This is a genomic window from Kitasatospora sp. NPDC057512, from assembly GCF_042802135.1.
Classification (GTDB): Bacteria; Actinomycetota; Actinomycetes; order Streptomycetales; family Streptomycetaceae; genus Kitasatospora.
The window spans coordinates 1-22,051 of the sequence record NZ_JBHVET010000051.1; the positions used below are offsets into that span (position 1 = coordinate 1).

A 22,051-nucleotide genomic window follows, 5' to 3' on the forward strand; every position below is an offset into this window, starting at 1 on the left:
GCGGTGGAAGGGATCCGCTGACCTCGCGCCCCCGCCGGCTCCTGACGGCACGCCACCGGTCCCGGCGGCTCAGGCGACGCCCGCCCCGGCCAGATCCTCCGGCTGCGGCTCTCCGGAGGCCGCCGGGGCGAGCGGGCGGGCCCGGCCGACCAGGACCGCGACCAGGACCGCGGTGACGGCGAGCGCGGCCGAGCCGCAGCGCAGCGCGAGGTGGATGCCGTCGACGAAGGCGCCGTCCACCGCCTGGCGCACCGGCTCGGGCAGCGCTCCGGCCGCGCCGCCACCACCGTGGGCCGCACTGGTCGGCGCGTCCGCGATCGGGCCGACGGCCTCGGGCGGGACGCCGAGCCGGTGCAGGGCCGAGGTCAGTCCGTCGGTCATCCGGTTGGTCAGGACGGCGCCGAGCACCGCGATCCCGAGCACGCCGCCGAGCTCGCGCAGGGTGTTGACGGTCGCCGAGGCCATCCCGGTCTGCGCCGGGGCGACCCGCTGGAGCACCGCGACCGAGACCGGGGTGAAGGTCAGCCCCATGCCGAAGCCCATCGTGAACAGCGTCCACAGGTACTCCGGGTAGCGGGCGTGGTCCCCGTACAGCGACAGCCCGCCGAGACCGAGCGCGCACAGCGCGAGGCCGAGCACCATCGGCGGCCGGGGGCCGTACCGGGCGGCGAACCGGCCGGACAGCGGACCGGCGACCACCAGCATCGCGGTCATCGCCAGCCCGGCGTACCCCGCGCCGGACGGGGACCAGCCGAGCACACCCTGCATCATCAGCGGCAGGAAGAACAGCGCCCCGAACATCCCGAAGCTCACCATGAACCCGCTGAGCAGCGCACCGCTCAACGCGCCGTCCCGGAACAGCCGCAGCTCCAGCATCGGCTCGGCCAGGCGCAGTTCGATCAGCAGGAAGGCGGCCAGCAGGACGGCGGCGAGAGCGCCGCAGCCCGTCACCCGGGGGTCGGTCCAGCCTCGTGCGGGGCCCTCGACCAAGGCGTAGACGAGCAGGCCGAGGCCCGCCGCCGAGAGCGCGAACCCGCCGAAGTCGATCCGCCGGGCACGCGGCGGGATCTCCGGGAGGACCTTCGCGGCGAGCAGGACGCCGGCCACGCCGATCGGCACGTTGATCCAGAACACGCCGGCCCAGCCGAAGTGTTCGACCAGCGGGCCGCCGATCACCGGACCGATCGAGAGGCCGATCGCGGACACCCCGGACCACACGCCGATCGCCTTGGCCCGCTCGCGCTCGTCGGTGAACACGTGCCCCAGCAGGGTCAGGCTGCCGGGGGTGAGCAGCGCGGCCCCGACCCCCTGGACCATCCGGCCCGCGACCAGCACGCCGATCGTCCCGGCGAGCGCGGCCACGGCGGAGCCGAGCGTGAACAGGCCGAGCCCCAGCACGAACATCCGGGTACGGCCGTGGCGGTCGCCCAGCGCGCCACCGGTCAGGACGAGTGCGGCGTAGACCAGGCTGTAGCCCTCCGCGACCCACTGGAGGCCGCTGATCCCGGCGTCCAGTTCCTGCCCGATGCGGGGCAGGGCGACATTGACGACGACGTTGTCCAGCATGGCCATGAACATGGCGATACAGAGCGTGAGCAGCGCGAGCCGCTTGCGGCGGGCGCTCGACTTCTCCATGGATTCCCTTCCGATCATGGAGCCCCTAACACTGTTAGGGGCTGGCGCGACAGCCACAGAGTGCACCTAACGGTGTTAGATTGCAAGCGGGAATCGACCGCACCACCGGAGGCGTCCGCACAGCCATGCCGCAGAACCACACCGACACACCCTGGACCGACGACGCGACACCCCCCCTGACCAGGGAGGCCCTCGCCCAGGCCGCACTGCGAGTCCTGGAACGGGACGGCCTGGCCGGGCTGTCCATGCGCAAGGTCGCCGCCGAGGTCGGCGTCAAGGCGGCCTCGCTGTACTGGCACGTCCGCAACAAGCAGGAACTCCTCGACCTGCTCACCGACGCGGTGATGGGCTCCGCCGAGTCCCCGCCGCGCGAGGGCGGCTGGCGCGAACAGTTCCACGCGTACTGCTGGCGCTACCGCCGCCTGCTGCTCGACACCCGGGACGCGGCCAAGGTCGTCGCCGGCCGGCTCGCCCCCGGCCCCAACCTGCTCGGACTGATGGAGGACCAGCTGGACCGGCTCCGCGCGGCCGGCTTCTCCGACGCCGACGCCGCCATGGCCAGCTACCTGCTGGGCGCCTTCGTCCAGGGCTTCGTGCTCCAGGAGCAGTCGCCGATCTCGGCCTCCGAGGTCCTCGGCACCAACCGCCGGGACATCGCCGACGCCGCCGGAGACCTGTTCCGCGCCCTGCCCGCCGAGACCTTCCCCAACCTGGTCGACCTCGCCGACGACCTCACCGAGCCGAACATGGACGCCCGCTTCGAGTTCGGCGTCCAGCGGATCCTCGACGGCCTCGCGGCCCTGCTGCCGCCGGAGCGGCGCTGAGACCGTTCCCCTGGCCGCGCTGCCGCCTCGGGTACGCCTCCTTCAACGCCTCCCTCGACGCCGCCTCCGGGCCAAACCTCGGCTTCCGGCAACGGGGTAGGCTCACCGGTCCCCGCCCGTACGACCACGGAGGAGTCACCGATGCCCGAGCCGTACCCCCTCTACGAGCCCTACGCACAAGGCCTGTTGGACGTCGGCGACGGGCAGCGGATCCACTGGAACGCCTCCGGCAACCCGGCCGGCAGGCCTGCCGTGGTGGTGCACGGCGGACCCGGCTCCGGCCACAACCCGGGCACCCGGCGGTACTTCGACCCGGAGCGCTACCACCTCGTCCAGTTCGACCAGCGCGGCTGCGGGCTCAGCCGGCCGCACGCCGCCGACCCGTCGACCGGCCTGGAGCACAACACCACGGCGCACCTGATCGCCGACATGGAGCGGCTGCGCGAGCACCTCGGCATCGACAAGTGGCTGCTGCACGGCGGCTCGTGGGGCTCCACACTGATCCTCGCGTACGCGCAGGCCCACCCTGAACGGGTCTCCGCGATCGTGATCTGCGGGGTCACCATGACCCGCCCCGAGGAGACCGACTGGCTCTACCGGGGTGTGGGCCGCTTCCTGCCCGGGCCCTGGGAGGAGTTCCGGGACTTCCTTCCGCCCGCCGACCGGGACGGGGACACCGTCGAACTGCTCGCCGCCTACAGCCGGCTGCTCAACAGCACCGACGAGTCCGTCCGCCGGGCCGCCGCCAACGCCTGGGCCACCTGGGAGGACGCGGTCATCTCGCACGAGGCGCTGGGCAAGCCGAACGCGTACACCGACCGCCCCTCCGACGCGCTGATGGCCTTCACCCGGATCACCGCGCACTACTTCTCGCACCAGGCCTTCCTGCCGGACGGCCAACTGCTGCGCGACGCCGGGCGGCTGGCCGGAATCCCCGGCGAGCTGATCCACGGCCGACTGGACCTCGGCGGGCCGCTCGCCACCGCCTGGCAACTGGCCAAGGCCTGGCCGGACGCGAGGCTCACGGTCATCGACGAATCCGGGCACACGGGGAGTCCGCGGATGAGGGAGGCACTCCTGGCCGCGATCGAACGCTTCGCCTGAACGCTCCCTGGCCCTCGGGTCCGGGCCGTTCCGACCAACGGCCCGGCCCTACGGCAGCCATAGAATACGGCGTATGATCGCATATGCCCCAGCCGCCCTGTTCTTCGTCCTGTTCGGACTCGGGGTACTACGCGACCGTCGCCAGTTCAGCAACGCCATCCTGCTCGGCATCGCCGTCTCACTGCTCTCCCTCGCCGTGCTGGCCGAACTGCGCAGAGCCCCCACCCTGGTGGTGGAGATCGCGATGGTGGCGATCTTCCTCCTGCCGACCGTCGGAACGGTGGCCCTGATCTGGTTCCTCATCGCCAACGGCCTGACCATGGTCCGCAAGGAGGGCAGGCGGCCCGCCAACCTGCTCTCGCTGCTCGCCGGGCTGGGCATCGTCGCCGTCATCCTGATGCTGTTCGTGGCCCTCGCCCTCCGCTCGGTCCGGCTGGGCATCGTGGTCGGCACCCTGCTCCTGGTGATCGGCTACGTCTCCTTCCTCTTCACCTGCTTCATCGGCTACGCCTTCCTCTACGGCCGCCACCGGCCCCGCCAGGACGTGGACTTCGTGGTCGTGCTCGGCTCCGGACTGATCGGCGGCGAGCGCGTCCCGCCGCTGCTCGCCAGCCGGCTGAACCGGGGCCGCGAGGTGTACGAGAAGCAGGCCGCCCGCGGCAACCCGCCGGTGCTCATCACCTCCGGCGGCCAGGGGCCGGACGAGAAGCTGCCGGAATCCCACGCGATGGCCGACTACCTGGTCGAACACGGGTTCCCCGCCGAGCACATCGAGCGCGAGGACCGCTCGCGCACCACCGAGGAGAACCTGCGGTTCAGCAAGGCCATCATGGAGCAGGCCAAGCCCGACTACCGCTGCGTCGTGGTCACCAACAACTTCCACGCCTTCCGGGCCGCCCTGCTCGCCCGCGAGACCGGCGTCAACGGCCACGTCTTCGGCTCCCCCACCGCCCGCTACTACTGGCCGAGCGCGACCATCCGCGAGTTCGCCGCGATCTTCCTGTCGCACAAGCTGGTCAACTTCGGCATCTGCGGCTTCATCGCCCTCTGCGGGCTGCTCGGGGCACTCTGAGCGGCTCCTGCTGCTCTGGCCGCTCTGGCTGTCTGGCTGCTCCGAGCACACTGACTGCTCCGAGTGCTCCGAGTACCAGGTCCGGGCCCCAGTCGCCACTGCGGCCGGGGCCCGACCGTTTCCGGTGCGGGTACGGCGCCCGCCCGGTCAGGCCTCCAGGTGGTCAGGCCGCCGGGCGGGGAGCCAGGATCGCGCAGGTGGTGGTGGCGTGCGCGTAGAGCTTGCCGTTCTCCGCGCCCACCACCCTGGCCTCGGCCGTCGCCATCGTCCGGCCCAGGTGCAGCACCACGCCCTCGCAGCGCAGCGTCCCGGAGTCGGCGAAGACCGGACGCAGCATGTGGACGTTGAGCTGGGTGGTCGTGTAGCCCACCCCGGCCGGCAGCCTGCTCAGCACGGCGCAGCCGAGTGCCGAGTCGAGCAGGGTGGCCAGGTAGCCGCCGTGCACGGTGTTCATCGGATTGTGGAGGTGGTCTCCGGGTTCGCCCTGGAACACCGCCGTGCCCGGCTTCACCTCGGTCAGGTGGAAGCCCATCGTGCTGCAGATCGAGGGCTCCGGGATCCGCCCGGCGATCCACTCCAGCAGGAACTCCTCTCCGGTCAGGTGGGTGAACTCGGCGATCGGCTGGCCGGGCGTCCAGGTGTGGGTCCGGGTGCGCTGCTCCGGGCCGTTCGTGGACTGCGGGCCTTCGGCGGCGATCTCATCTGTGGTCATGGGATCAACCTGCCTGGTCCGGCCGTCCGTCTCAAGTGCCTTACGGCACGGGGTGGGTACGGGGCCGATGGACCATGGCGGCTCGTGCCATGCCCGGGCGGCGGACCCCGGATGACCGTCACATGGCACCGGGGCTCGTGGCGCGCCACGCTGCACGGGATCGGCCCCCACTCCTCCCCCACCCAGGAGCCCCCATGCCACTGCGCCCCACCGCCGCGGCACTGTTCACCGCCGCCGTCCTCGCGGTCGGCACCGCCGCACCCGGCACTGCCGCGGCCGCCCCCAGCACGGCCGCCACGGCCACGGCCACCGCCACGGTTTCCACCGCGCCCTCCGCTGCTGTGGCCGCGAGCGGAAGCTTCCAGCAGGTCACCGGGTTCGGCACCAACCCGGGCAACCTCGCGATGTACACCTACACCCCCGCCGGGCTGCCCGGCGGCGCTCCTCTGGTGGTCGCGCTGCACGGGTGCGTCCAGAGCGCCACCGACTACTACCGCAACTCCGGCTGGACCAAGTTCGCCGACCAGTACGGCTTCGCGGTGGTGTTCCCGCAGACCAGCAGCGTCAACAACAGTCTCTCCTGCTTCAGTTGGTTCGACGCGGGCAAGGCCGCCCGGGGCGTCGGCGAGGCCAGGTCGGTGGTCGAGATGGTCGCCAAGGCCGAGTCCCTGTACGGCTCGGACGCCCGCCGGGTGTTCGTCACCGGGCTCTCGGCCGGCGGCGGGATGGCCGCCGACCTGCTGGCCGACTACCCCGACGTGTTCGCCGGCGGGGCGATCGACTCGGGGCTGCCCGCCCACTGCGCCGCCAGCCAGGCCGCCGCCTCCGGCTGCCAGAACTCCGACCAGGGGCTCACCCCGGCCCAGTGGGGCGACAAGGTCCGGGCCGCGTACCCGGGTTACACCGGACCGTGGCCCAGGGTGGCGATCTGGCAGGGCACGGCCGACACCGTGGTCAGGCCGGTGAACGCGACCGAGCTGCGGGACCAGTGGACGAACGTCCAGGGCATCGGCCGCCAGCCGACCGGCACCCGGAGCCTCCCCGGCGGCACCACCCAGGAGCTCTACGCCGACGCGAGCGGAGCGCCCGCCGTGACGGTGTTCACGATCAGCGGGATGGGCCACGGCCTGGCCGTCCACCCGGGCTCCGGGGCCGACCAGTGCGGATCGACCGGCGCCTACTTCCTCGACACCATCTGCTCCGGCTATCACACCGCGCGGTTCTGGGGGCTGGACGGCGGCTCCGGCCCCACCGACCCCGGGCTGCCGGCCCCGACCGGCCTGACCGCGAGCGCGACCGCCGGTTCGATCACCCTCGGCTGGCAGGCCGTCAGCGACGCGGCCTCGTACCAGGTCTTCCGCAACGGCGGCCAGGTCGGCACCGCGACCGGTACGGCCTTCACCGACACCGGACTCGCGGCCGGCACCACGTACGGCTACACCGTGGCGGCGGTCGACGGCTCGGGCACGGTCGGCGCCCGGTCGGCGGCGGTGACGGCGACCACCCCGGGCGGGGGCGCACCCCAGTGCTTCACCGCCAGCAACTACGACCAGGTCCTGGCCGGCCGTGCCACCCAGAGCGGCGGCCTGACCTACGCGCTGGGCTCGGGCCAGAGCATGGGGCTCTGGAACACCTTCGTCACCCACACCCTGAAGCAGACCGGCCCGGGCTTCTACGTGCTCGCCGACGGCCAGTGCTGAACGGACGGCAGCCGACCCGCCACCGAGCAGCACCACGACCACCCGCACCGCTACGGCCCGCAGCACGACCGCCCGCAGCACCACGGCCCGCACCGCCACGCCGACCGTGAGGCTCAACCCGCCCCCACCTCCACCTCCGCCCGGAGTCCGGCGAACAGGTCGGTCTCGATCCCGCCCGCCGCGGCCGCCGCACCGGCCTCCGGCAGCAGGCTCCGGGCCAGGTGGTAGTCCTCCGTCGGCCAGACCTCGCGCTCGATGTCCCGCGGGTGGGCCATGAAGGCCACGCCCGGCTGCACCTGGGTGGCGTGCGCCAGCATCGCCGCGTCCCGTACGGCGAACTGCTCGGCGCACGCGATCCGGGTGGTGGTGGCCAGGGCGGGCGGGGTGTCTGGCCAACCGGCGAGCAGCTCGCCCATCCCCGAGGGGACGCCGCGTTCCGTCATGGCCGCGTGCAGGGCCTGGAACCACGCCCGGGAGAGCGCCAGGTGGTAGTAGAGCTTGGACACCTGCCAGGGCTCGCCCTGCCCGGGGTGGCGCTGCGGGTCGGCGGCGGCTTCGACGGCCGCCACGGTGACCCGGTGGGTCATCACGTGGTCCGGGTGCGGGTACCCGCCGGTCTCGTCGTAGGTGACGACCACCTGGGGGCGGAACTCCCGGATCAGCGCGACCAGCGGCGCCGCCGCGAGCTCCACCGGCCGGGCCGCGAAGCATCCCTCCGGGAGCGGTTCGCCCGGCCCGGGCATCCCGGAGTCGACGAAGCCGAGGAACCTCTGGCGCACCCCGAGGATCTCCCGGGCGGCCGCCATCTCCTCGCGGCGGACGCGGGCGATGTCGGCCCGGACCTCGGGCCGGTCCATGGCCGGGTTGAGCACCGAGCCGCGCTCTCCGCCGGTGCAGGTGGCGACCAGGACGTCCACGCCCTCGGCCGCGTACCGGACGAGGGTGGCCGCGCCCTTGCTGGACTCGTCGTCGGGGTGCGCGTGCACGCTGAGCAGGCGGAGAGCGCCGGGGTGACGGGTGGACACGGGTACCTCCATGCTTGGTCGGTCGGGAGCCGCCCGGCGGTCAGCGGGACGGGCGGGTGTTCGGATAGAGCAGTGCCGGGGCGATGGCGAGGGCCGACAGGGCCAGCACCCACCAGAAGGTCTCGCCGAAGGCCGCACCCGGCTGGTCGGGGTGCCCGCCCTGCGCCTGCTGGAGCGCCAGCGTCAGCACCGCCGTGCCGAGCGCCCCGCCGAGCCGGTTGAGCACGTTGACCGCGCCCGCCGCCGCCGGCACCTGGGCCTTCTCGACGCTCCCGTACACCGCCGCCAGGCCGGGGATCGCGATCAGCCCCATGCCCGCGCCGCGCAGTGCCAGCGAGCCGGCGATCAGCCAGGCCGCCGGCTCGGAGCCGCTGCCCAGCCGGGTGAACGCGAGCGTGCCGACCAGGGAACAGGCAATGCCGATCATGATCAGCGGACGCGGCGCGAAGCGGTCGGTGATCCGGGCGGCCAGCATGGCGGTGACCGCCGTACCGAGCGCCTGCGGCGCCAGCAGCAGACCGGCCTCCACCGCCCCGGTGTGCTTCACCTGCTGGTAGTACAGCGGCACCAGGAACATCGAGCTGTAGAGCGCGGCGCCCTGGAGGAAGCTGTTCGCCGTCGCCACGGAGAACCCGCGCCGGGCGAACAGCCGCAGGTCGATCAGCGGCGCCCGGCCGGCCTTGCGGCCCAGCCGCAGCGCGTGCCAGCCGTAGACCGCCACCAGCACCGCGCCCACCACCAGCGCGACCCAGCCGGCCGTCGCACCGTCACCGATCGTCGAGAGCCCGTAGACCAGCCCGGTCAGACCGGGCGAGAGCAGCACCAGCCCCGTCACGTCCAGCCGGGGCTTCGGTATGTCCGACGCCTCGTCAGCCGGCAGCCAGCGGGCGGCGAGCAGCAGGATCACCAGCCCGACCGGCACGTTCAGCAGGAACATCCAACGCCAGTCGAAGTGCTCCAGCACCAGCCCGCCGAGGATCGGCCCCAGCACCGGGGCCAGGCTGATCGGAAGCATCAGCGTGCCCATCACCCGCCCGACCCTGGACGGCCCGGCCGCTTGTATGATGATCGCCTGGCCGAGCGGTTGAATCATCCCGCCGCCTATCCCCTGCAGCACCCGGAAGGCGATCAGACTGCCCGTCGACCAGGCCAGGCCGCACAGCGCCGATCCGAGCACGAACAGGACGACCGAGGCGAGCCACGCCCGCCGCCCCCCGAAGCGGCCGGCGGCCCATCCCGAGAGCGGCATGGTCAGCGAGATCGCCAGCAGGTACCCCGTGGCCACCCACTGCACCTCCGCGATCGAGCCGTGCAGATCGCGGCCGACGGAGTCGATGCCGACGTTGACGATCGTGCTGTCCAACAGCGCGAGCACCGGCCCCAGCGCGAGCACCGAGGCCATCTTCCACAGGCCCGGCGGAATCGGCTCCGGCGCCCCCTCCCGGACTCCTCCCGGCTGGTCCTTCGCGGTGACGGATGTCGTCATGCGCCCCTCCCTAGTCGCAGTCGGGCGAGCCGCCCCCGAACCCGCGTGCGGCACCCCGACGCTCGCTCGGCACACTCTCGGACGCTCACCCGGGCAGCCGCTCCGACCACCCGGGAAGAACTTAGGCCGGACCCACTGATTAGGTCAAGCCTAATTCCTGTACTCGACCCAGCAACCTGCGCTACGCTCCCGGCATGACCGAGAACGCGACCACGCCGAGCCTGCGCGAGCTCAACAAGCGCCGCACCCGCGAGGCGATCTCGCACGCCGCGACCAGGCTCTTCATCGAGCAGGGCTTCGACCGCACGACCATCGCCGAGGTCGCGGCCGCCGCCGGCGTCGCCAAGATGACCGTCACCAACCACTTCCCGCGCAAGGAGGACCTCTTCTTCGACCTGCACGAGGAGCTCGTCGTCCGGCTCGCCGCGACCGTCGCGGAGCGCATACCGGGCGAGTCCGCGCTCGCCGCGCTGCGCCGCGACTGCCTCGCCGGGCTCGACCGGCACGACGCCCGGCTCGGCTTCTCCGGCCCGGACTTCGCCCGCACCGTCTTCGACAGCCCCGCCCTGGGCGCCCGGCTGCGCGAGCTGCACGAGCAGGGCGAGACGGCACTCGCCGAGGCGCTCGCCGAGGCGGTGCACGAGAGACCCGTCGGCTTCGAGTGCCGCGTCGCCGCCGCGCTGCTCGCCGCCGTCGACCGCGCGGTGTTCGCCGAGGTGTTCCGCCGCACCCTGGCGGGCGAGGAGCAGGCGGCGATCGCCACCGCCGTCCGCCCCTCGGCGGTCCGGGCCTACGACCGCCTGGAGGGCGCCCTCGGGAGCTTCGCCGTGCGGGAGGCCTAGCCCAGGCCCGGCCTCCCACCAGGGGCTGAGCCGCGCGTCCGGGCCGGAGCACCCTTGACGAAAGGTTGACCTGCTCACGGCAGAAGGTTGGCGATCGCCGCCTCTATCGTCGGCCCATGCCCTCACAGCCCATCAGGCCCACCGCCCTGCCGGTCCTGCCCTACCGCAAGCCCACCCGGGGCCGGGACTACTGGGTCCTGGACGACGTACTGCCCGACCCGGACGCCGTCCGGGAGCGCTGTCTGGCCCGCGGGGACTGGACCGAGGGCTATCCGCACCGCCCCGAGACCTGGCCGGGGCTGCGCACCATGCCCGGCCTGGAACCCGAGGAACTGGCCCGGGTCGAGTCGCTGGTCCGCAAGGCCACCGGCGCCTCCCGGCTCTGGGTGCAGAGCACCCCGGGCGGCGGCACGCTCAACCACAACTGCGTCCAGGTCGTCGGCGCCGAGGAGTCCGAGTCCCGCCCCCACACCGACTCGCGCGCACTCTGCCGCTACGCCGCCGTCCTCTACCTCAGCCCCGGCGCCCCGAAGGACGCCGGCACCAGCTTCTACCGTCAACAGTTCCCCGGCGGCCGCCTCGGCGGCAACCTGGTCAACGCCCCGCACAACAACCTGGTCGAGGCGCTCGGCACCCGCCACGTTCCCGCCGACCACTTCACCGAGGACGTCCGCGTCCCCAACCGCTACAACCACCTGCTCCTCTACCACGCCAACCTGATCCACAGCGCCACCGGCTACTACGGCGCCGACCTGGCCGAGCGGCGGATGACGGCGGTCTTCTTCTGGATGGCGTGACCCCGCACCCACCCTCCGGACGACCCGCCCCTCACCCGACCCCCACGTGCGCCAGACTCGCCCTGGTCAGCGCCGCAGCCAACCGGGCCTGGTCCGCCGGCCCGACCAGCGCCGCCAGACCGGCCGGCTCACCCGGCAGCCCGAGCGTCCGGGCCTCCGCCAGCACCCGCTCGTCGAAGTACGGCCGCAGCGAGGGCCAGACCGCTTGCGCCTCGCGCCGGAAGATCCCGGCGCCGACCGGCCCGATCCGGGGGAACTCCCGGAGCAGCTCGCCGATCCGCTCCGGTTCGCCCCCGGCCTCCCCCCGCAGCCGCCGCAGGTCGCCGTGCCAACGGTCGAGCAGCAGCTCGGCCCCCCGTCCGAGCGCGGTGGCGGTGCTCTCGTCGTAGCGCACGTAGTGGGCCCGACCCAGAGCCTCGATGACCGTGCCGCGCCGGGCGTCGACCATGGCGCGCGGGGTCCGCAGCCCGGCGGCCGACAGCTCGCGGGCCGCCGCCGTGGCGATGTCGGCACTGATCCGAACCGAGCACAGCACGGTCAGGACGAGCAGCCGGTAGAGCGGCGAGGGTTTGTCGCGCAGCGTGATCCCGGCCTCCTCCGCGTAGGTGCGGCCGAACCGTTCCAGCAGTTCGGCAAGGGTCGGTTCCACGGCCATCGCCTCCCTCCGGCCTCCCTCGTTCCCTCCATCCACGCTTGCCCCTCCATTCACGCTTGCCCGGATTCGGGCGCCCCGCACCCGGGGAGGCTGGCCGCATGAGCGAGCGAACCATCGGACGATGCGCCTGGGCGGATGCCCCTGCCGAACGAAGCGAGGCGGGCGCATGAGCCGTGACACCGTTCCCGCGACCGAGACCATCCGCCCCGAGTGGGCCGCGATCGACGCGTTGCCCACGGTCGAGCTGCTCCGGCTGATGAACGCCGAGGACCGCACGGTGCCTGAGGCCGTCGCCGGGGAGTTGGAGCGGATCGCCGCCGTGGTCGACGCCGTGGCCGCCCGGATGGCGCGCGGTGGCCGGCTGGTCTACGCGGGCGCCGGGACGGCCGGGCGGCTCGGCGTGCTGGACGCCGTCGAGTGCCCGCCGACCTTCGGCACCGATCCGGCGCTGGTCGTCGGCCTGATCGCGGGCGGACGCCCGGCCGTCACGGCGGCGGCCGAGGGCGCCGAGGACCGCACCGACCTCGCCGAGGCCGATGTGGCCGCGCTCGCCCTCACCCCCGCCGACACCCTGGTGGGCGTCTCCGCCTCCGGCCGTACGCCCTACCCGCTGGCCGCCGTCCGCGCCGCGCGCGCGGCCGGGGCGCTGACCGTCGGGCTGGCGTGCAACCGCGGCTCGGCGCTCGCGGCCGCGGCCGAGCTGGGCGTCGAGGTGGAGGTCGGGCCCGAGGTGCTGGCCGGATCGACCCGGCTCAAGGCGGGCACGGCGCAGAAGCTGGTGCTCAACCTGCTGTCCACGGCCGTGATGGTCCGGCTCGGCCGGACGTACGGAAATCTGATGGTCGACCTCCGCGCCACCAACGACAAGCTGCGCGACCGCGCCCGACGGATCGTCGCCGAGGCGACCGGCGCCGACGGGACCGCGGTCGACCGCGCCCTGACCGCGACCGGCGGCCGGGTCAAGGACGCCATCCTCTCCCTGCTCGCGGACGTGGACGCCCCCACCGCCGCGCACCTGCTCACGGCCTCGGAGGGACGGCTGCGCGAAGCCCTCCGCCTCGCCCGGCCGTAGCAGCCCTCCGCCTCGCCCGCCCGTAGCAGCCCGCCACCCCGCCCGGCCGTAGCCCCGTCCCCGCAGGCTCACCCCAACCGCAGGTCCGCCGCCTCGACGACCTCGCCGAGGCGCGGGAAGTCCAGTTCCACCGACGCCCGGTGCTCCTCCGCCGTGAGCGCGGCCATCGCGTCCTCGACGAACACCAGCCGGTACCCGTGGTCGCCGGCGGCCCGGGCGCTCGACTCCACGCCGAGGTTGGTGGCGATCCCGGTGAACACCAGGGTCTCCACGCCCCGCGCCCGCAGCAGCCCGTCCAGCCCGGTGCCCTGGAAGGCGCCGATGGTGCGCTTCACCACGACCTCGTCGGCCACCGCCGCGACCTCCGCGACCAGCCCGCTCCCGGGCGGCTGCTCGGTGACGTTCGGCCGCTCGACCCGGACCGCGACCACGGGCGCGCCCGCCGCCCGGAACTCCCGGGCCAGCTCCAGCGAGGCCTCCACCACCTCCGAACCGGTGCGCGGCGCGAGCGGGTTGGCGACGATCCGGTCCATCAGGTCGATCAGGACCAGGGCCGTACTGCGGGGATCAAGGGTGGTCATGGGCGCCACGCTAGTCCAGTCACGCCGGCCCGTCCGACGCCCGGCCCCCCTGGGCCCGGTCCGACGCCGGCACCCCCTCCGCCGCCTCCCGCGCGATCTCCGCCCGGAACCCCTCGATCAGCACCCGCAGCCCGTACTCGAAGTCCGCGTCGTGGTCGGTCATCCGCAGTACGTCCACCGCCTCGCGCAGCAGCGGCAGTTCGCGCAGCGCCTCATCCGGGAACGGCGGCCGGTCGCGGTCCGCGGTGTCCTGCCGCCAGGCCTGCTCCTCGGTGACCCAGCCCATGATGTACCGGTCGACGGTCAGCAGCAGCCGCAGCGCCGTGCGCGGGTGCAGCCCGGCCCCGCACAGGGCGGCCAACTGGGCTTCCACCGCCGGGAGTTCGTCCGCGGTGGGCAGGGTTCCGGCGTGCACCCGGGCACCGTCGCGGTAGGCGAGCAGGGCGCCGCGCTTGGCGCGGGCGTCGGCGGCGATCCACTCGGGCCAGTGCGCCGGGTCCGGCTCGCGGTCGGGCGGGAGGGCCTCGGCGAGCATCGCCTCGGCCATCAGGTCGAGCAGTTCCCGCTTGTTCTTGAAGTGCCAGTACAACGCCGGTGACTGGACGCCGAGTTCACGGGCGAGCCGACGGGTGGTCAGCCCGTCGATGCCCTCCTCGTCGAGCAGGCGCAGCGCCGTGCGCACCACCTCGTCGCGTTGCAGCGCCATCCGATCGCCCTCCTGGGTTATCCGCTTGCCAGACCCACCTTATCGCCGATAAGTTCCCGAGCTGGAATTTATCAGCGATAAGGACGGCCGTCGCGACGCCGACGACCGCGAAGGGATCCCACCCCTCGTGACCTCCAACCCGAACCCCACCTCCGGACCAAACCCCACCTCCAACCTGAACCCCACCTCCGAACCGAACCCCACCTCCAACCCGAACACCACCCCCGAACCGGACCGCCGCTGGTCCCGGCTGCTGCCGAACACCGCCCCCTGGCGCTCCTCCCGGGACTTCCGGCTGACCTGGACCTCCGGCACCGTCACCCTGCTCGGCTCGATCTTCACCATGACCGCGATCCCGCTCCAGATCGCCGACCTCACCGGCTCGCCGCTGGCCGTGGGCGCGGTCGGCGCGGTCGAGCTCGTGCCCGTCATCCTGTTCGGCCTCTACGGCGGCGTCCTCGCCGACCGCGCCGACCGCCGCACCGTCGCCCTGGTCACCGAGGTCGCCCTGGCCGCGCTCAGCGCCTTACTCCTGGCCAACGCACTGCTCGGCACCCCCGCCGTCTGGCCGCTCTACGTCGCCGCCGGGGTGGCGGCGGCGATCCAGGGCATCCAGCAGCCCTCGGTCGAGGCGATGGTTCCCCGACTGGTGCCCCAGGACCAGCTGGTGGCGGCCGGTGCCCTGCTCTCCCTGCGCTGGAGCATCGGCGGCGTGGCCGCCCCGGCGGCGGCCGGCCTGCTGATCGCGACCGCCGGCGTCCCGGCGGCCTACCTGGTCGACCTCGGCACCTTCCTACTCTCGATCGCCCTGCTCGCCCGGGTCCGGCCGGTCCCCTCGGAGCGGGACGCCGAGGCGCCGCGGCTCACCGAGTTCCTCGACGGCGCCCGGTACGCGGCCCGGCGGCCCGACCTGGTCGGCACCTACCTGGCCGACCTCGCGGCCACCGTCTTCGCCCTGCCCACCGCGCTCTTCCCGTTCCTGGCCGCGGAGCTGGACGCCACCTGGGCGCTCGGCCTGCTCTACTCGGCCGGTGCGGCCGGCAGCCTGATCGCCGCCGCGACCGGCGGGTGGGCGGAGCGGGTGCACCGGCACGGCCGACTGGTCCTGCTCTCCGCGGCCCTGGTCGGCGCGGCGACGGCGGCGGCCGCGTTCGCCCCGGGCCTGTGGGCCGTCCTGCTCTGCCTGACGGTCGCGGGCGGCGCGCACTGGGTCGGCGACACCTTCCGCAGCGCCATCTGGAACCAGTCCATTCCGGACGAACTCCGGGGACGCGCGGCCGGGTTGGAGATGCTGATCGGCTCCGCCGGACCGGCCCTGGGCGACCTGCGGGCGGGCGGGCTCGCCGCCCGCCAGGGCATCCGGGCCGCGCTGCGCACGGGGGGCCTGCTCTGCCTCGGCAGCTCGGCCGCCGTGTCCGCCGCGCTCCCCGCGCTCTGGCGCTACGACCAGCGGGCGCACCGCACCGGGCCGGCCGCGCCGGAGCCCACCCCGTGACGCGCCCGCCGCACCCACCCCACGACTGCTCAGTCCCGGACGAGCGCCGTCGCGTGCCGGTCGACCAGCTCCGCCAGCCCCCGGAGGTCGTCGACCCCGCGCTTGGGCAGCATGGTCAGCACACCGGTCTCCTCGTTGCCGCTCAGCAGCAGGAACAGCCGGGGCGTCTCCAGGTAGTACCGCTGCTCCGGCCAGGCGAACTCGGTGACCGCGGCCTCGGTGCTCACGACCACCCCGTGGTCGTCCAGCAGGACCCTGAACTCGCCCTTCTCCATCGCCGCCCTGGTCACCCGCCGCACCCGCGTCGCGGGCCCCGCGAGGACCACGAGCAGCACGACCGCCACCAGCAGGGCGACCACCCGCAGCACCGTCCCGCCGAGGACGGCGAGCAGCCCGACCACCGCCGTCCCGCCGACGGCGACCGTGTACACGGCCCGCCGCGACCGGCGACCGGCCACCGTGCACCGGTCCCACGCCGCGAAGGACTCCCGGAAGTCCTCGGCCGTCGGGGTGTAGCGGACCTCGACCGACGTCACCGCCCGCTCGTCGGAACCCACGTCCCCCACCCTCCGACCCATGTACGCACAACTCCTGACACCAGTTTCGCCGGATCGTAGCAAAGACCGTACGTACCCGATGCGACCGCGTCCACGGCCTCCCCGCCCTCCGGCGTGAATGCGCCGCTCCCGACACCCACCCGTTGACCGACCACCCCGCCCGGGGGTTGGCTCACCCCGAGCCGGCCGCCGGGGAGTTCGGCGTCCACCGCCGACGCGGCACGGCCGATCCCAGGGGAGGGAACCCGATGACCCGCATCCGCCGCCCACTGCGCGCGGCCCGCACCCTCGCGGCCGCCGCACTGGCCGCCGCCGTCTCCATCACCGTCACCATCACCGTCGCCGCCCCCGCCCAGGCGGCCCCGTCCACCACACAGCCGTCCACCACACAGCCGTCCGCCCTGCCGGGCGGCACGGGCACCGAACGCGTCTCCGTCGGCCCCGGCCAGGCGCAGGCCACCGGCGCCTCCCAGGCCCGCGGCCTGAGCGCCGACGGGCGCTACGCCGTCTTCACCTCGGAGGCGGCCGACCTGGTACCAGGCGACACCAACGGCGCCACCGACGTCTTCGTCCGCGACCTGTGGACCGGCCGCACCGAACGGGTCGACACCGGCCCGGGCGGCGTCCAGGCCGACGGCCCCGCCCACCACGCCGCGATCAGCGGCGACGGCCGTTACGTGGCGTTCGGCTCCAGCGCCACGAACCTCGCCCCCGGCGCCAACCGCGGCTACCAGGACGTCTACGTCCACGACCGCTGGACCGACGAGACCCGGCTGGTCAGCGTCGGCAAGGCGCCGGGAGCCCCGCAGACCGACCGGGTGTCCGACGTCCCCTCGATCAGCTGGGACGGCCGCTACGTCGCCTACCAGTCCAACCGCAGCGACCTCGCCCCCGGCACGGTCACCTGGTTCGGCGGCAACATCTACGTCACCGACCTCTGGACCGGCGACACCCGCCTGGTCAGCATCGGCGCGGACGGCAAGGAGGCCGACGCCTCCTCCGCCTCGCCGGAGATCAGCGGCGACGGCAGCACGGTCGTCTTCATCTCCAAGGCGACCAACCTCATCGGCCCGGGTCGGCCCGACACCCTCTCCCCGGTCGCGGTCGCCGAGCTCAGGGCCGGCTCCGACCAGGAGTTCGCCGCCGACTCCCTCCGCCCGGAAGCCCGCCCGAACGCCCGCGCGGACACCGACTCGGACACCCGCCCGGACACCCACGCGGACACCCACGCGGAACTCCTCAAGCCGCGCCTCTACCCCCTGTACGTCCGCGACCTGCGCACCGAGCGGACCAGCCTGGCCTCCTCGGCCCCCGACGGCGGCTACCGGGGCGCGGCCGACCCGTCGATCAGCCCGGACGGCCGCTACGCCGTCTACTCCTCCTGGATCATCCACGGCGACACCTCCTGGGACCGCCACTTCGAGGTCTACGTCCGCGACCTCCGGCAGGGCACCGAAACGCTGGTCAGCGTCGGCTTGCCCGGGACGAAGACCACCTTCGACTCCTACGGCGGCCGGCTGACGGCGGACGGCCGGTGGGTCTACTTCAGCTCGACGGCGGAGAACCTCGTCCCCGGCGACACCAACAACGCCGAGGACGTGTTCCGGCGCGACCTGTGGACCGGCCGCACCGAGCGGGTCACCGTGGCGGGCGACGGTGCGCAGACCACCGGCTCCTCGTACGCCCCGTTCCCCGATGCCTTCGGCACATCGGTGGTGTTCACCTCGTCCGACAGCACCCTCGTCCCGGGTGACACCAACAACGCCGAGGACGTGTTCCTCCGCCGCCTGCCGCTGTTCTGACAGCGAACCCCCACCCCGACCGCCCCGACCGGCGCGGGCGCTCCCGGTCTCACACCGTGAGAGCCCGCGCCGAGGCCCGGATCGGCGCCGGCAGTTCCGTCCACCCCCGCAGGTACCGGTCCACCGCCGCGGCCACCGCCCGCCCCTCGGCGATCGCCCAGACGATCAGCGACTGCCCGCGCCCGGCGTCCCCCGCCACGAACACGCCCTCCGCCGCCGTGGCGAAGCCGTCGTCCCTGGCCAGCGTGCCCTCCGGCCCGGTGGCGAGGCCGAGTTGGGCGAACAGCCGCCGGTCCGGGTCCGGCCCGGTGAAGCCCAGCGCGAGCAGCACCAGCTGCGCCGGCAGCCTCCGCTCGGTGCCCGCCCGCGGGCTGCGGTCGGCGGGCTCGGCCTCGGCGAGGCGGACGGCGGCCAGCCGGCCGTCCGGGCCGGGCTCGAAGCCGACGGTGGTCGCCGCGAACACCCGGGGCCCGGCCTCCGCCGCGCCGGACTCCTCGTGCGAGGTGGTCTCCCGGTACACCTTCGGGTACACCGGCCAGGGCTGCCCGGCGGCCCGGCCCCGCGGCGGACGCGGGTTGATGTCCAGTTGGGTGACGGAGGCGGCGCGCTGGCGCAGCGCCGTCCCCAGGCAGTCCGCCGCCGTGTCGCCGCCGCCGACGATCACCACGTGCCGCCCCTCGGCGGACATCGGCGAGACCGGGCAGTCGCCCTCGTCCACCCGGTTCGCCCAGGTCAGGTACTCGATCGCCTGGTGCACCCCGGACAGGTCCCGCCCCGGCACCGGCAGCTCCCGGCAGGCGGTCGCGCCCACCGCGACCACCACCGCGTCGTACCCGGCCCGCAGCTCCTCGCCCGGGACGTCCCGGCCGACCCACACCCCGGTACGGAAGTCGGTGCCCTCGGCCCGCAGCTGGTCCAGCCGGCGCTCCAGCCGGTGCTTCTCCAGCCGGAACGGCGGGATGCCGTACCGCAGCAGCCCGCCCGCACGGTCGGCCCGCTCGTACACCGTGGTGGCGTGCCCGGCCCTGGTCAGCTGCTGGGCGGCGGCCAGCCCGGCCGGGCCCGAGCCGATCACCGCGACCCGCCGCCCACCGGCCCGCTCGGCGCACTCGGGCGGCCTGGGCCCGTCCCAGCCCGCGTCCAGGGCCCGGTCGGCGATCGCCAGTTCCACGTTCTTGATCGCCACCGCCGCGCCGTCGATGGCCAGCACGCAGGCGCTCTCGCAGGGCGCCGGGCAGAGCCGCCCGGTGAACTCCGGGAAGTTGTTGGTCGCCAGCAGCCGTGCCGCGGCCGCCCGCCAGTCCGCGCCGCCCTCCGCGCCCGCTCCGGCCCCCTCCCCGGAACCCGTCCCCGACTCCGCCACCAGCCGGTTCCACTCCGGCACCAGGTTCCCGAGCGGACAGGCGCTGTGGCAGAACGGCAGCCCGCAGTCCATGCACCGCCCCGCCTGCCCGCCCACCACCGGCAGCAGCGGGCCGGGCCGGTACACCTCCCGCCAGTCCCCCAGCCGCTCGCGCGCATCACGCCGCGCCCGCTCTTCGCGCGGGGTGGTGAAGAAGGCCATCCGGTCTGCCATCGCGGCCTCCGGCAGGGCGTGCCGACTCGGATCAGGCGGCCCACCCGGCGGCGCGCCACCGTACGGCCACCGTACGCCCGCGAAGCACCGCGCAACAGCCCCGGCCGTCACGGACCGCCCCGGGGCGACCCCCCGGAGCGGGCCCGGACACCCCGCCCCCGCCCGGAACCGCCGTGCGCACGCCAGGGAGAATCTCCGCCATGACCCACACCGTGCTGATCGCCGAGGACGACCGGGCCATCCGCGACTCGCTCGCCCGCGCGCTGATGCTGCAGGGCTACCGGGTGCGGGTCGCCGCCGACGGCACCCAGACCCTGGCCGTCCTCGCGGAGCAGCGCCCGGACGTCCTGGTGCTCGACGTGATGATGCCCGAGCCGGACGGCCTGGAGGTCTGCCGCCGGCTGCGCGAGGCCGGCGACCGCACCCCGGTGCTGATGCTCACCGCCCGGGTCGAGGTGCCGGACCGGATCGCCGGCCTCGACGCCGGCGCGGACGACTACCTGGTCAAGCCCTTCGACGTGGACGAGCTGTTCGCCCGCCTGCGCGCCCTGCTGCGCCGCCGTCCGCCGGAGTCCGCCACCGAGGTGCTGACCGTCGCCGACCTGCGGATCGAGCCGCCGGCCCGCCGGGCCTGGCGCGCCGCCCAGGAACTCGAGCTGTCCCGCACCGAGTTCGACCTGCTGGAGCTCCTCGCCCGGCACGCCGGCGCCGTCCTCGACCAGGCCACCCTGTACGAGCGGATCTGGGGCTACGACTTCGGCCCCGGCTCGAAGAACCTCGCGGTGTTCATCGGCTACCTGCGCCGCAAGCTCGACCGCCCCGGCCTGGCGCCGCTGATCCACACCGTCCGCGGCGTCGGCTACACGCTGCGCGAGCCGTGACCGGCCCGGCCCGCCGCCTCCCCCGGCTGCCGCGCCCGGCCCGCCGCACGCCCCCGCCGCCGCGCCCGACCGGCCGCCTCCCCCGCCTCCCCCGGCTGCCGCGCCCCGGCCTGCCCACCACCCTCGCGCTGGCCTTCGCCGCGATCGCTGCGCTGGTCGCGGTGCTGATCGGCGCACTCGGCTACGACGCCGCCGCGCGGCTGATCCGGGACGACGAGACCGCCGACTTCGGCGCCGCCGTCGACTCCGTCGGCCGGCAGGTCCAACGGGAGGTCCTCTTCCCGGGGGACTTCGCCGGCCCGAGCGGCCTGAGCGCCGACCTGGTCCGCCCGATCCGGGTCACCACCCAGTCGCTCGACCCCGACGGCGCGGTGCTGCCCGGCACCGCCCGGCTCGACCTGCCGCCGAGCCCGGCCGACCACGAGCTCGCCCACGCCGACCAGCCGGGCCGCACCTCGATCGGGCTGCGCCACGAACACCGCGAGGCCTACCGGGTCGGCGTGGTCTCGCTCGGCGGCCGGCGCGGGGCGGTCCAGATCATCCAGCAGGTCGGGCCCACCGAGAAGCTGCTGACCACCCTGCGGACCCGTACGGTCGCCTTGGTGGCGATCGTCGCGGTGCTCGCCGGCGGGGCCGGCCGGCTGCTCGCCCGACGGATCACCCGACGGCTGGTCCGGCTCACCGACGCGGCCGAACTGGTCGCCGCCAGTGGGCGGTTGGACGTCCCCGTACCCGCCGCCGGCACGGACGAGGTGGGCCGGCTCGGCCGGGCCTTCGACCGGATGCTGGGCCGGCTCGCCACCGCCAAGGAGAACCAGCGCCGACTGGTCCAGGACGCCGGGCACGAGCTGCGCACCCCGCTGACCAGCCTGCGGACCAACCTCTCGGTGCTCCCCAGCCTGGACCGGCTGCCACCCGCCGAACGCGCCGCGCTGATGGCCGATCTGGTCGAGGAGACCCGGGAGTTGACCCAGCTGGTGGAGGAGCTGGTGGCGCTCGCGGCGGACCGCAGGGCGGACGAGCAGCCGACCGAGGTGCTGCTCGCCGACGTGGTCCAGCAGGCCGCCGCCCAGGCCCGGCGGCGCGGCGACCGGGAGGTCGTGGTGGACGCGGACGCGACCGTGGTCACCGCCCGGCCGGACGCGCTGGCCCGCGCGGTGGGCAACCTGCTGGACAACGCCGCCAAGTTCGACCCCGCCGGGACGGGCCCGATCGAGGTGGTGGTGCGCGGCCCGCGGGTGGAGGTGCGCGACCGCGGCCCGGGCATCGACGCGGCCGACCTCGACCGGGTCTTCGACCGCTTCTACCGGGCCACCGCCGCCCGCGGCCTGCCCGGCTCCGGGCTGGGCCTGGCCATCGTGCACGAGGTGGCCCGCTCGCACGGCGGTACGGCCTTCGCCGCCAACCGGGAGGGCGGCGGCGCGGTGATCGGCTTCACCCTCGGCGCCGACGGAGCGGACGGGCCCGACGGCTGACCGCGCGGACGGCTCCCACGGCTGACCGCGCGGACGGGCCCGGCGCATGGCCTG

At 74.4% G+C, this 22,051-nt stretch carries 20 protein-coding genes; 11 read left to right on the plus strand and 9 right to left on the minus strand.

Annotated elements, in window-relative coordinates; translation table 11 throughout:
• Window positions 1-69: 69 nt before the first annotated feature.
• Complete coding sequence (locus ACFU6K_RS06260) at window positions 70-1,635, minus strand: MFS transporter (protein ID WP_380661189.1); 1,566 nt, start codon at window positions 1,633-1,635, stop codon at window positions 70-72.
• A 125-nt stretch (window positions 1,636-1,760) separates the two neighbouring features.
• On the opposite strand from ACFU6K_RS06260, the gene ACFU6K_RS06265 reads away from it, so the two are divergent.
• From ACFU6K_RS06265 to ACFU6K_RS06275, 3 genes are all read left to right on the plus strand, one after another.
• Window positions 1,761-2,459: a TetR/AcrR family transcriptional regulator gene (locus ACFU6K_RS06265; RefSeq protein WP_380661190.1), complete on the plus strand. Its 699-nt coding sequence runs from the start codon at window positions 1,761-1,763 to the stop codon at window positions 2,457-2,459.
• Between the two features lie 141 nt (window positions 2,460-2,600).
• Window positions 2,601-3,563: a prolyl aminopeptidase gene (pip, locus tag ACFU6K_RS06270; RefSeq protein ID WP_380661191.1), complete on the plus strand. Its 963-nt coding sequence runs from the start codon at window positions 2,601-2,603 to the stop codon at window positions 3,561-3,563.
• A gap of 73 nt (window positions 3,564-3,636) precedes the next feature.
• On the plus strand, window positions 3,637-4,635 hold the full coding sequence (locus ACFU6K_RS06275; RefSeq protein WP_380661192.1) for a YdcF family protein: 999 nt from the start codon (window positions 3,637-3,639) through the stop codon (window positions 4,633-4,635).
• Between the two features lie 163 nt (window positions 4,636-4,798).
• On the opposite strand, the gene ACFU6K_RS06280 is transcribed toward ACFU6K_RS06275, so the two are convergent.
• The gene (locus ACFU6K_RS06280; RefSeq protein WP_380661193.1) at window positions 4,799-5,347 is read right to left on the minus strand and encodes a PaaI family thioesterase; all 549 of its coding nucleotides are present in this window, start codon (window positions 5,345-5,347) and stop codon (window positions 4,799-4,801) included.
• A gap of 194 nt (window positions 5,348-5,541) precedes the next feature.
• Here ACFU6K_RS06280 and ACFU6K_RS06285 point away from each other — a divergent pair, with 194 nt between their 5' ends.
• Complete coding sequence (locus ACFU6K_RS06285) at window positions 5,542-7,047, plus strand: PHB depolymerase family esterase (RefSeq protein ID WP_380661194.1); 1,506 nt, start codon at window positions 5,542-5,544, stop codon at window positions 7,045-7,047.
• A 113-nt stretch (window positions 7,048-7,160) separates the two neighbouring features.
• Here ACFU6K_RS06285 and mca read toward each other — a convergent pair whose 3' ends face one another.
• Both mca and ACFU6K_RS06295 read right to left on the minus strand, forming a co-directional pair.
• The gene (gene mca, locus ACFU6K_RS06290) at window positions 7,161-8,084 is read right to left on the minus strand and encodes a mycothiol conjugate amidase Mca (RefSeq protein ID WP_380661195.1); all 924 of its coding nucleotides are present in this window, start codon (window positions 8,082-8,084) and stop codon (window positions 7,161-7,163) included.
• Window positions 8,085-8,112: 28 nt separating this feature from the next.
• On the minus strand, window positions 8,113-9,558 hold the full coding sequence (locus ACFU6K_RS06295; protein WP_380661196.1) for an MDR family MFS transporter: 1,446 nt from the start codon (window positions 9,556-9,558) through the stop codon (window positions 8,113-8,115).
• 194 nt (window positions 9,559-9,752) lie between these two features.
• Here ACFU6K_RS06295 and ACFU6K_RS06300 point away from each other — a divergent pair, with 194 nt between their 5' ends.
• Together ACFU6K_RS06300 and ACFU6K_RS06305 are read left to right on the plus strand one after the other, a co-directional pair.
• Window positions 9,753-10,400 carry a TetR/AcrR family transcriptional regulator gene (locus ACFU6K_RS06300; protein WP_380661197.1) on the plus strand — a complete coding sequence of 216 codons (648 nt, stop codon included), beginning with the start codon at window positions 9,753-9,755 and terminating at the stop codon, window positions 10,398-10,400.
• A gap of 116 nt (window positions 10,401-10,516) precedes the next feature.
• The gene (locus ACFU6K_RS06305) at window positions 10,517-11,197 is read left to right on the plus strand and encodes a DUF6445 family protein (protein ID WP_380661198.1); all 681 of its coding nucleotides are present in this window, start codon (window positions 10,517-10,519) and stop codon (window positions 11,195-11,197) included.
• 31 nt (window positions 11,198-11,228) lie between these two features.
• Here ACFU6K_RS06305 and ACFU6K_RS06310 read toward each other — a convergent pair whose 3' ends face one another.
• Window positions 11,229-11,852 carry an endonuclease gene (locus ACFU6K_RS06310; protein WP_380661199.1) on the minus strand — a complete coding sequence of 208 codons (624 nt, stop codon included), beginning with the start codon at window positions 11,850-11,852 and terminating at the stop codon, window positions 11,229-11,231.
• A gap of 166 nt (window positions 11,853-12,018) precedes the next feature.
• On the opposite strand from ACFU6K_RS06310, the gene murQ reads away from it, so the two are divergent.
• Window positions 12,019-12,924: an N-acetylmuramic acid 6-phosphate etherase gene (gene murQ, locus ACFU6K_RS06315; protein WP_380661200.1), complete on the plus strand. Its 906-nt coding sequence runs from the start codon at window positions 12,019-12,021 to the stop codon at window positions 12,922-12,924.
• A gap of 68 nt (window positions 12,925-12,992) precedes the next feature.
• Here murQ and ACFU6K_RS06320 read toward each other — a convergent pair whose 3' ends face one another.
• Both ACFU6K_RS06320 and ACFU6K_RS06325 read right to left on the minus strand, forming a co-directional pair.
• The gene (locus tag ACFU6K_RS06320) at window positions 12,993-13,505 is read right to left on the minus strand and encodes an isochorismatase family protein (protein ID WP_380661201.1); all 513 of its coding nucleotides are present in this window, start codon (window positions 13,503-13,505) and stop codon (window positions 12,993-12,995) included.
• A gap of 19 nt (window positions 13,506-13,524) precedes the next feature.
• Entirely contained in the window at window positions 13,525-14,211 is a 687-nt protein-coding gene (locus ACFU6K_RS06325) for a TetR/AcrR family transcriptional regulator C-terminal domain-containing protein (protein WP_380661202.1), read from the minus strand.
• Window positions 14,212-14,338: 127 nt separating this feature from the next.
• Between ACFU6K_RS06325 and ACFU6K_RS06330 the strand changes: the two genes are divergently transcribed.
• A complete protein-coding gene (locus tag ACFU6K_RS06330; protein ID WP_380661203.1) occupies window positions 14,339-15,706 on the plus strand; it encodes an MFS transporter in 1,368 nt (455 codons plus the stop codon).
• Window positions 15,707-15,735: 29 nt separating this feature from the next.
• On the opposite strand, the gene ACFU6K_RS06335 is transcribed toward ACFU6K_RS06330, so the two are convergent.
• Window positions 15,736-16,263: a YcxB family protein gene (locus tag ACFU6K_RS06335; RefSeq protein WP_380661205.1), complete on the minus strand. Its 528-nt coding sequence runs from the start codon at window positions 16,261-16,263 to the stop codon at window positions 15,736-15,738.
• 248 nt (window positions 16,264-16,511) lie between these two features.
• On the opposite strand from ACFU6K_RS06335, the gene ACFU6K_RS06340 reads away from it, so the two are divergent.
• Window positions 16,512-18,065, plus strand: a complete 1,554-nt coding sequence (locus ACFU6K_RS06340) for a TolB family protein (protein WP_380661206.1) — start codon at window positions 16,512-16,514, stop codon at window positions 18,063-18,065.
• A 49-nt stretch (window positions 18,066-18,114) separates the two neighbouring features.
• Here ACFU6K_RS06340 and ACFU6K_RS06345 read toward each other — a convergent pair whose 3' ends face one another.
• A complete protein-coding gene (locus ACFU6K_RS06345) occupies window positions 18,115-19,641 on the minus strand; it encodes a glutamate synthase subunit beta (RefSeq protein ID WP_380661208.1) in 1,527 nt (508 codons plus the stop codon).
• A 200-nt stretch (window positions 19,642-19,841) separates the two neighbouring features.
• Here ACFU6K_RS06345 and ACFU6K_RS06350 point away from each other — a divergent pair, with 200 nt between their 5' ends.
• Window positions 19,842-20,522, plus strand: a complete 681-nt coding sequence (locus tag ACFU6K_RS06350; RefSeq protein WP_380661209.1) for a response regulator transcription factor — start codon at window positions 19,842-19,844, stop codon at window positions 20,520-20,522.
• Window positions 20,519-21,997, plus strand: coding sequence for a sensor histidine kinase (locus ACFU6K_RS06355; RefSeq protein ID WP_380661211.1), 1,479 nt, complete (start codon window positions 20,519-20,521; stop codon window positions 21,995-21,997). The genes ACFU6K_RS06350 and ACFU6K_RS06355 overlap by 4 nt, the downstream gene beginning before the upstream one ends.
• Window positions 21,998-22,051: the final 54 nt, after the last annotated feature.

Excerpts from the sequence above, each read along its gene's own strand:
- ACFU6K_RS06260 (WP_380661189.1), bottom strand. The coding sequence starts at position 1,635 with ATGGAGAAGTCGAGCGCCCGCCGCAAGCGGCTCGCGCTGCTCACGCTC.
- ACFU6K_RS06265 (WP_380661190.1), top strand. The coding sequence starts at position 1,761 with ATGCCGCAGAACCACACCGACACACCCTGGACCGACGACGCGACACCC.
- pip (WP_380661191.1), top strand. The coding sequence starts at position 2,601 with ATGCCCGAGCCGTACCCCCTCTACGAGCCCTACGCACAAGGCCTGTTG.
- ACFU6K_RS06275 (WP_380661192.1), top strand. The coding sequence starts at position 3,637 with ATGATCGCATATGCCCCAGCCGCCCTGTTCTTCGTCCTGTTCGGACTC.
- ACFU6K_RS06280 (WP_380661193.1), bottom strand. The coding sequence starts at position 5,347 with ATGACCACAGATGAGATCGCCGCCGAAGGCCCGCAGTCCACGAACGGC.
- ACFU6K_RS06285 (WP_380661194.1), top strand. The coding sequence starts at position 5,542 with ATGCCACTGCGCCCCACCGCCGCGGCACTGTTCACCGCCGCCGTCCTC.
- mca (WP_380661195.1), bottom strand. The coding sequence starts at position 8,084 with ATGGAGGTACCCGTGTCCACCCGTCACCCCGGCGCTCTCCGCCTGCTC.
- ACFU6K_RS06295 (WP_380661196.1), bottom strand. The coding sequence starts at position 9,558 with ATGACGACATCCGTCACCGCGAAGGACCAGCCGGGAGGAGTCCGGGAG.
- ACFU6K_RS06300 (WP_380661197.1), top strand. The coding sequence starts at position 9,753 with ATGACCGAGAACGCGACCACGCCGAGCCTGCGCGAGCTCAACAAGCGC.
- ACFU6K_RS06305 (WP_380661198.1), top strand. The coding sequence starts at position 10,517 with ATGCCCTCACAGCCCATCAGGCCCACCGCCCTGCCGGTCCTGCCCTAC.
- ACFU6K_RS06310 (WP_380661199.1), bottom strand. The coding sequence starts at position 11,852 with ATGGCCGTGGAACCGACCCTTGCCGAACTGCTGGAACGGTTCGGCCGC.
- murQ (WP_380661200.1), top strand. The coding sequence starts at position 12,019 with ATGAGCCGTGACACCGTTCCCGCGACCGAGACCATCCGCCCCGAGTGG.
- ACFU6K_RS06320 (WP_380661201.1), bottom strand. The coding sequence starts at position 13,505 with ATGACCACCCTTGATCCCCGCAGTACGGCCCTGGTCCTGATCGACCTG.
- ACFU6K_RS06325 (WP_380661202.1), bottom strand. The coding sequence starts at position 14,211 with ATGGCGCTGCAACGCGACGAGGTGGTGCGCACGGCGCTGCGCCTGCTC.
- ACFU6K_RS06340 (WP_380661206.1), top strand. The coding sequence starts at position 16,512 with ATGACCCGCATCCGCCGCCCACTGCGCGCGGCCCGCACCCTCGCGGCC.
- ACFU6K_RS06345 (WP_380661208.1), bottom strand. The coding sequence starts at position 19,641 with ATGGCAGACCGGATGGCCTTCTTCACCACCCCGCGCGAAGAGCGGGCG.
- ACFU6K_RS06350 (WP_380661209.1), top strand. The coding sequence starts at position 19,842 with ATGACCCACACCGTGCTGATCGCCGAGGACGACCGGGCCATCCGCGAC.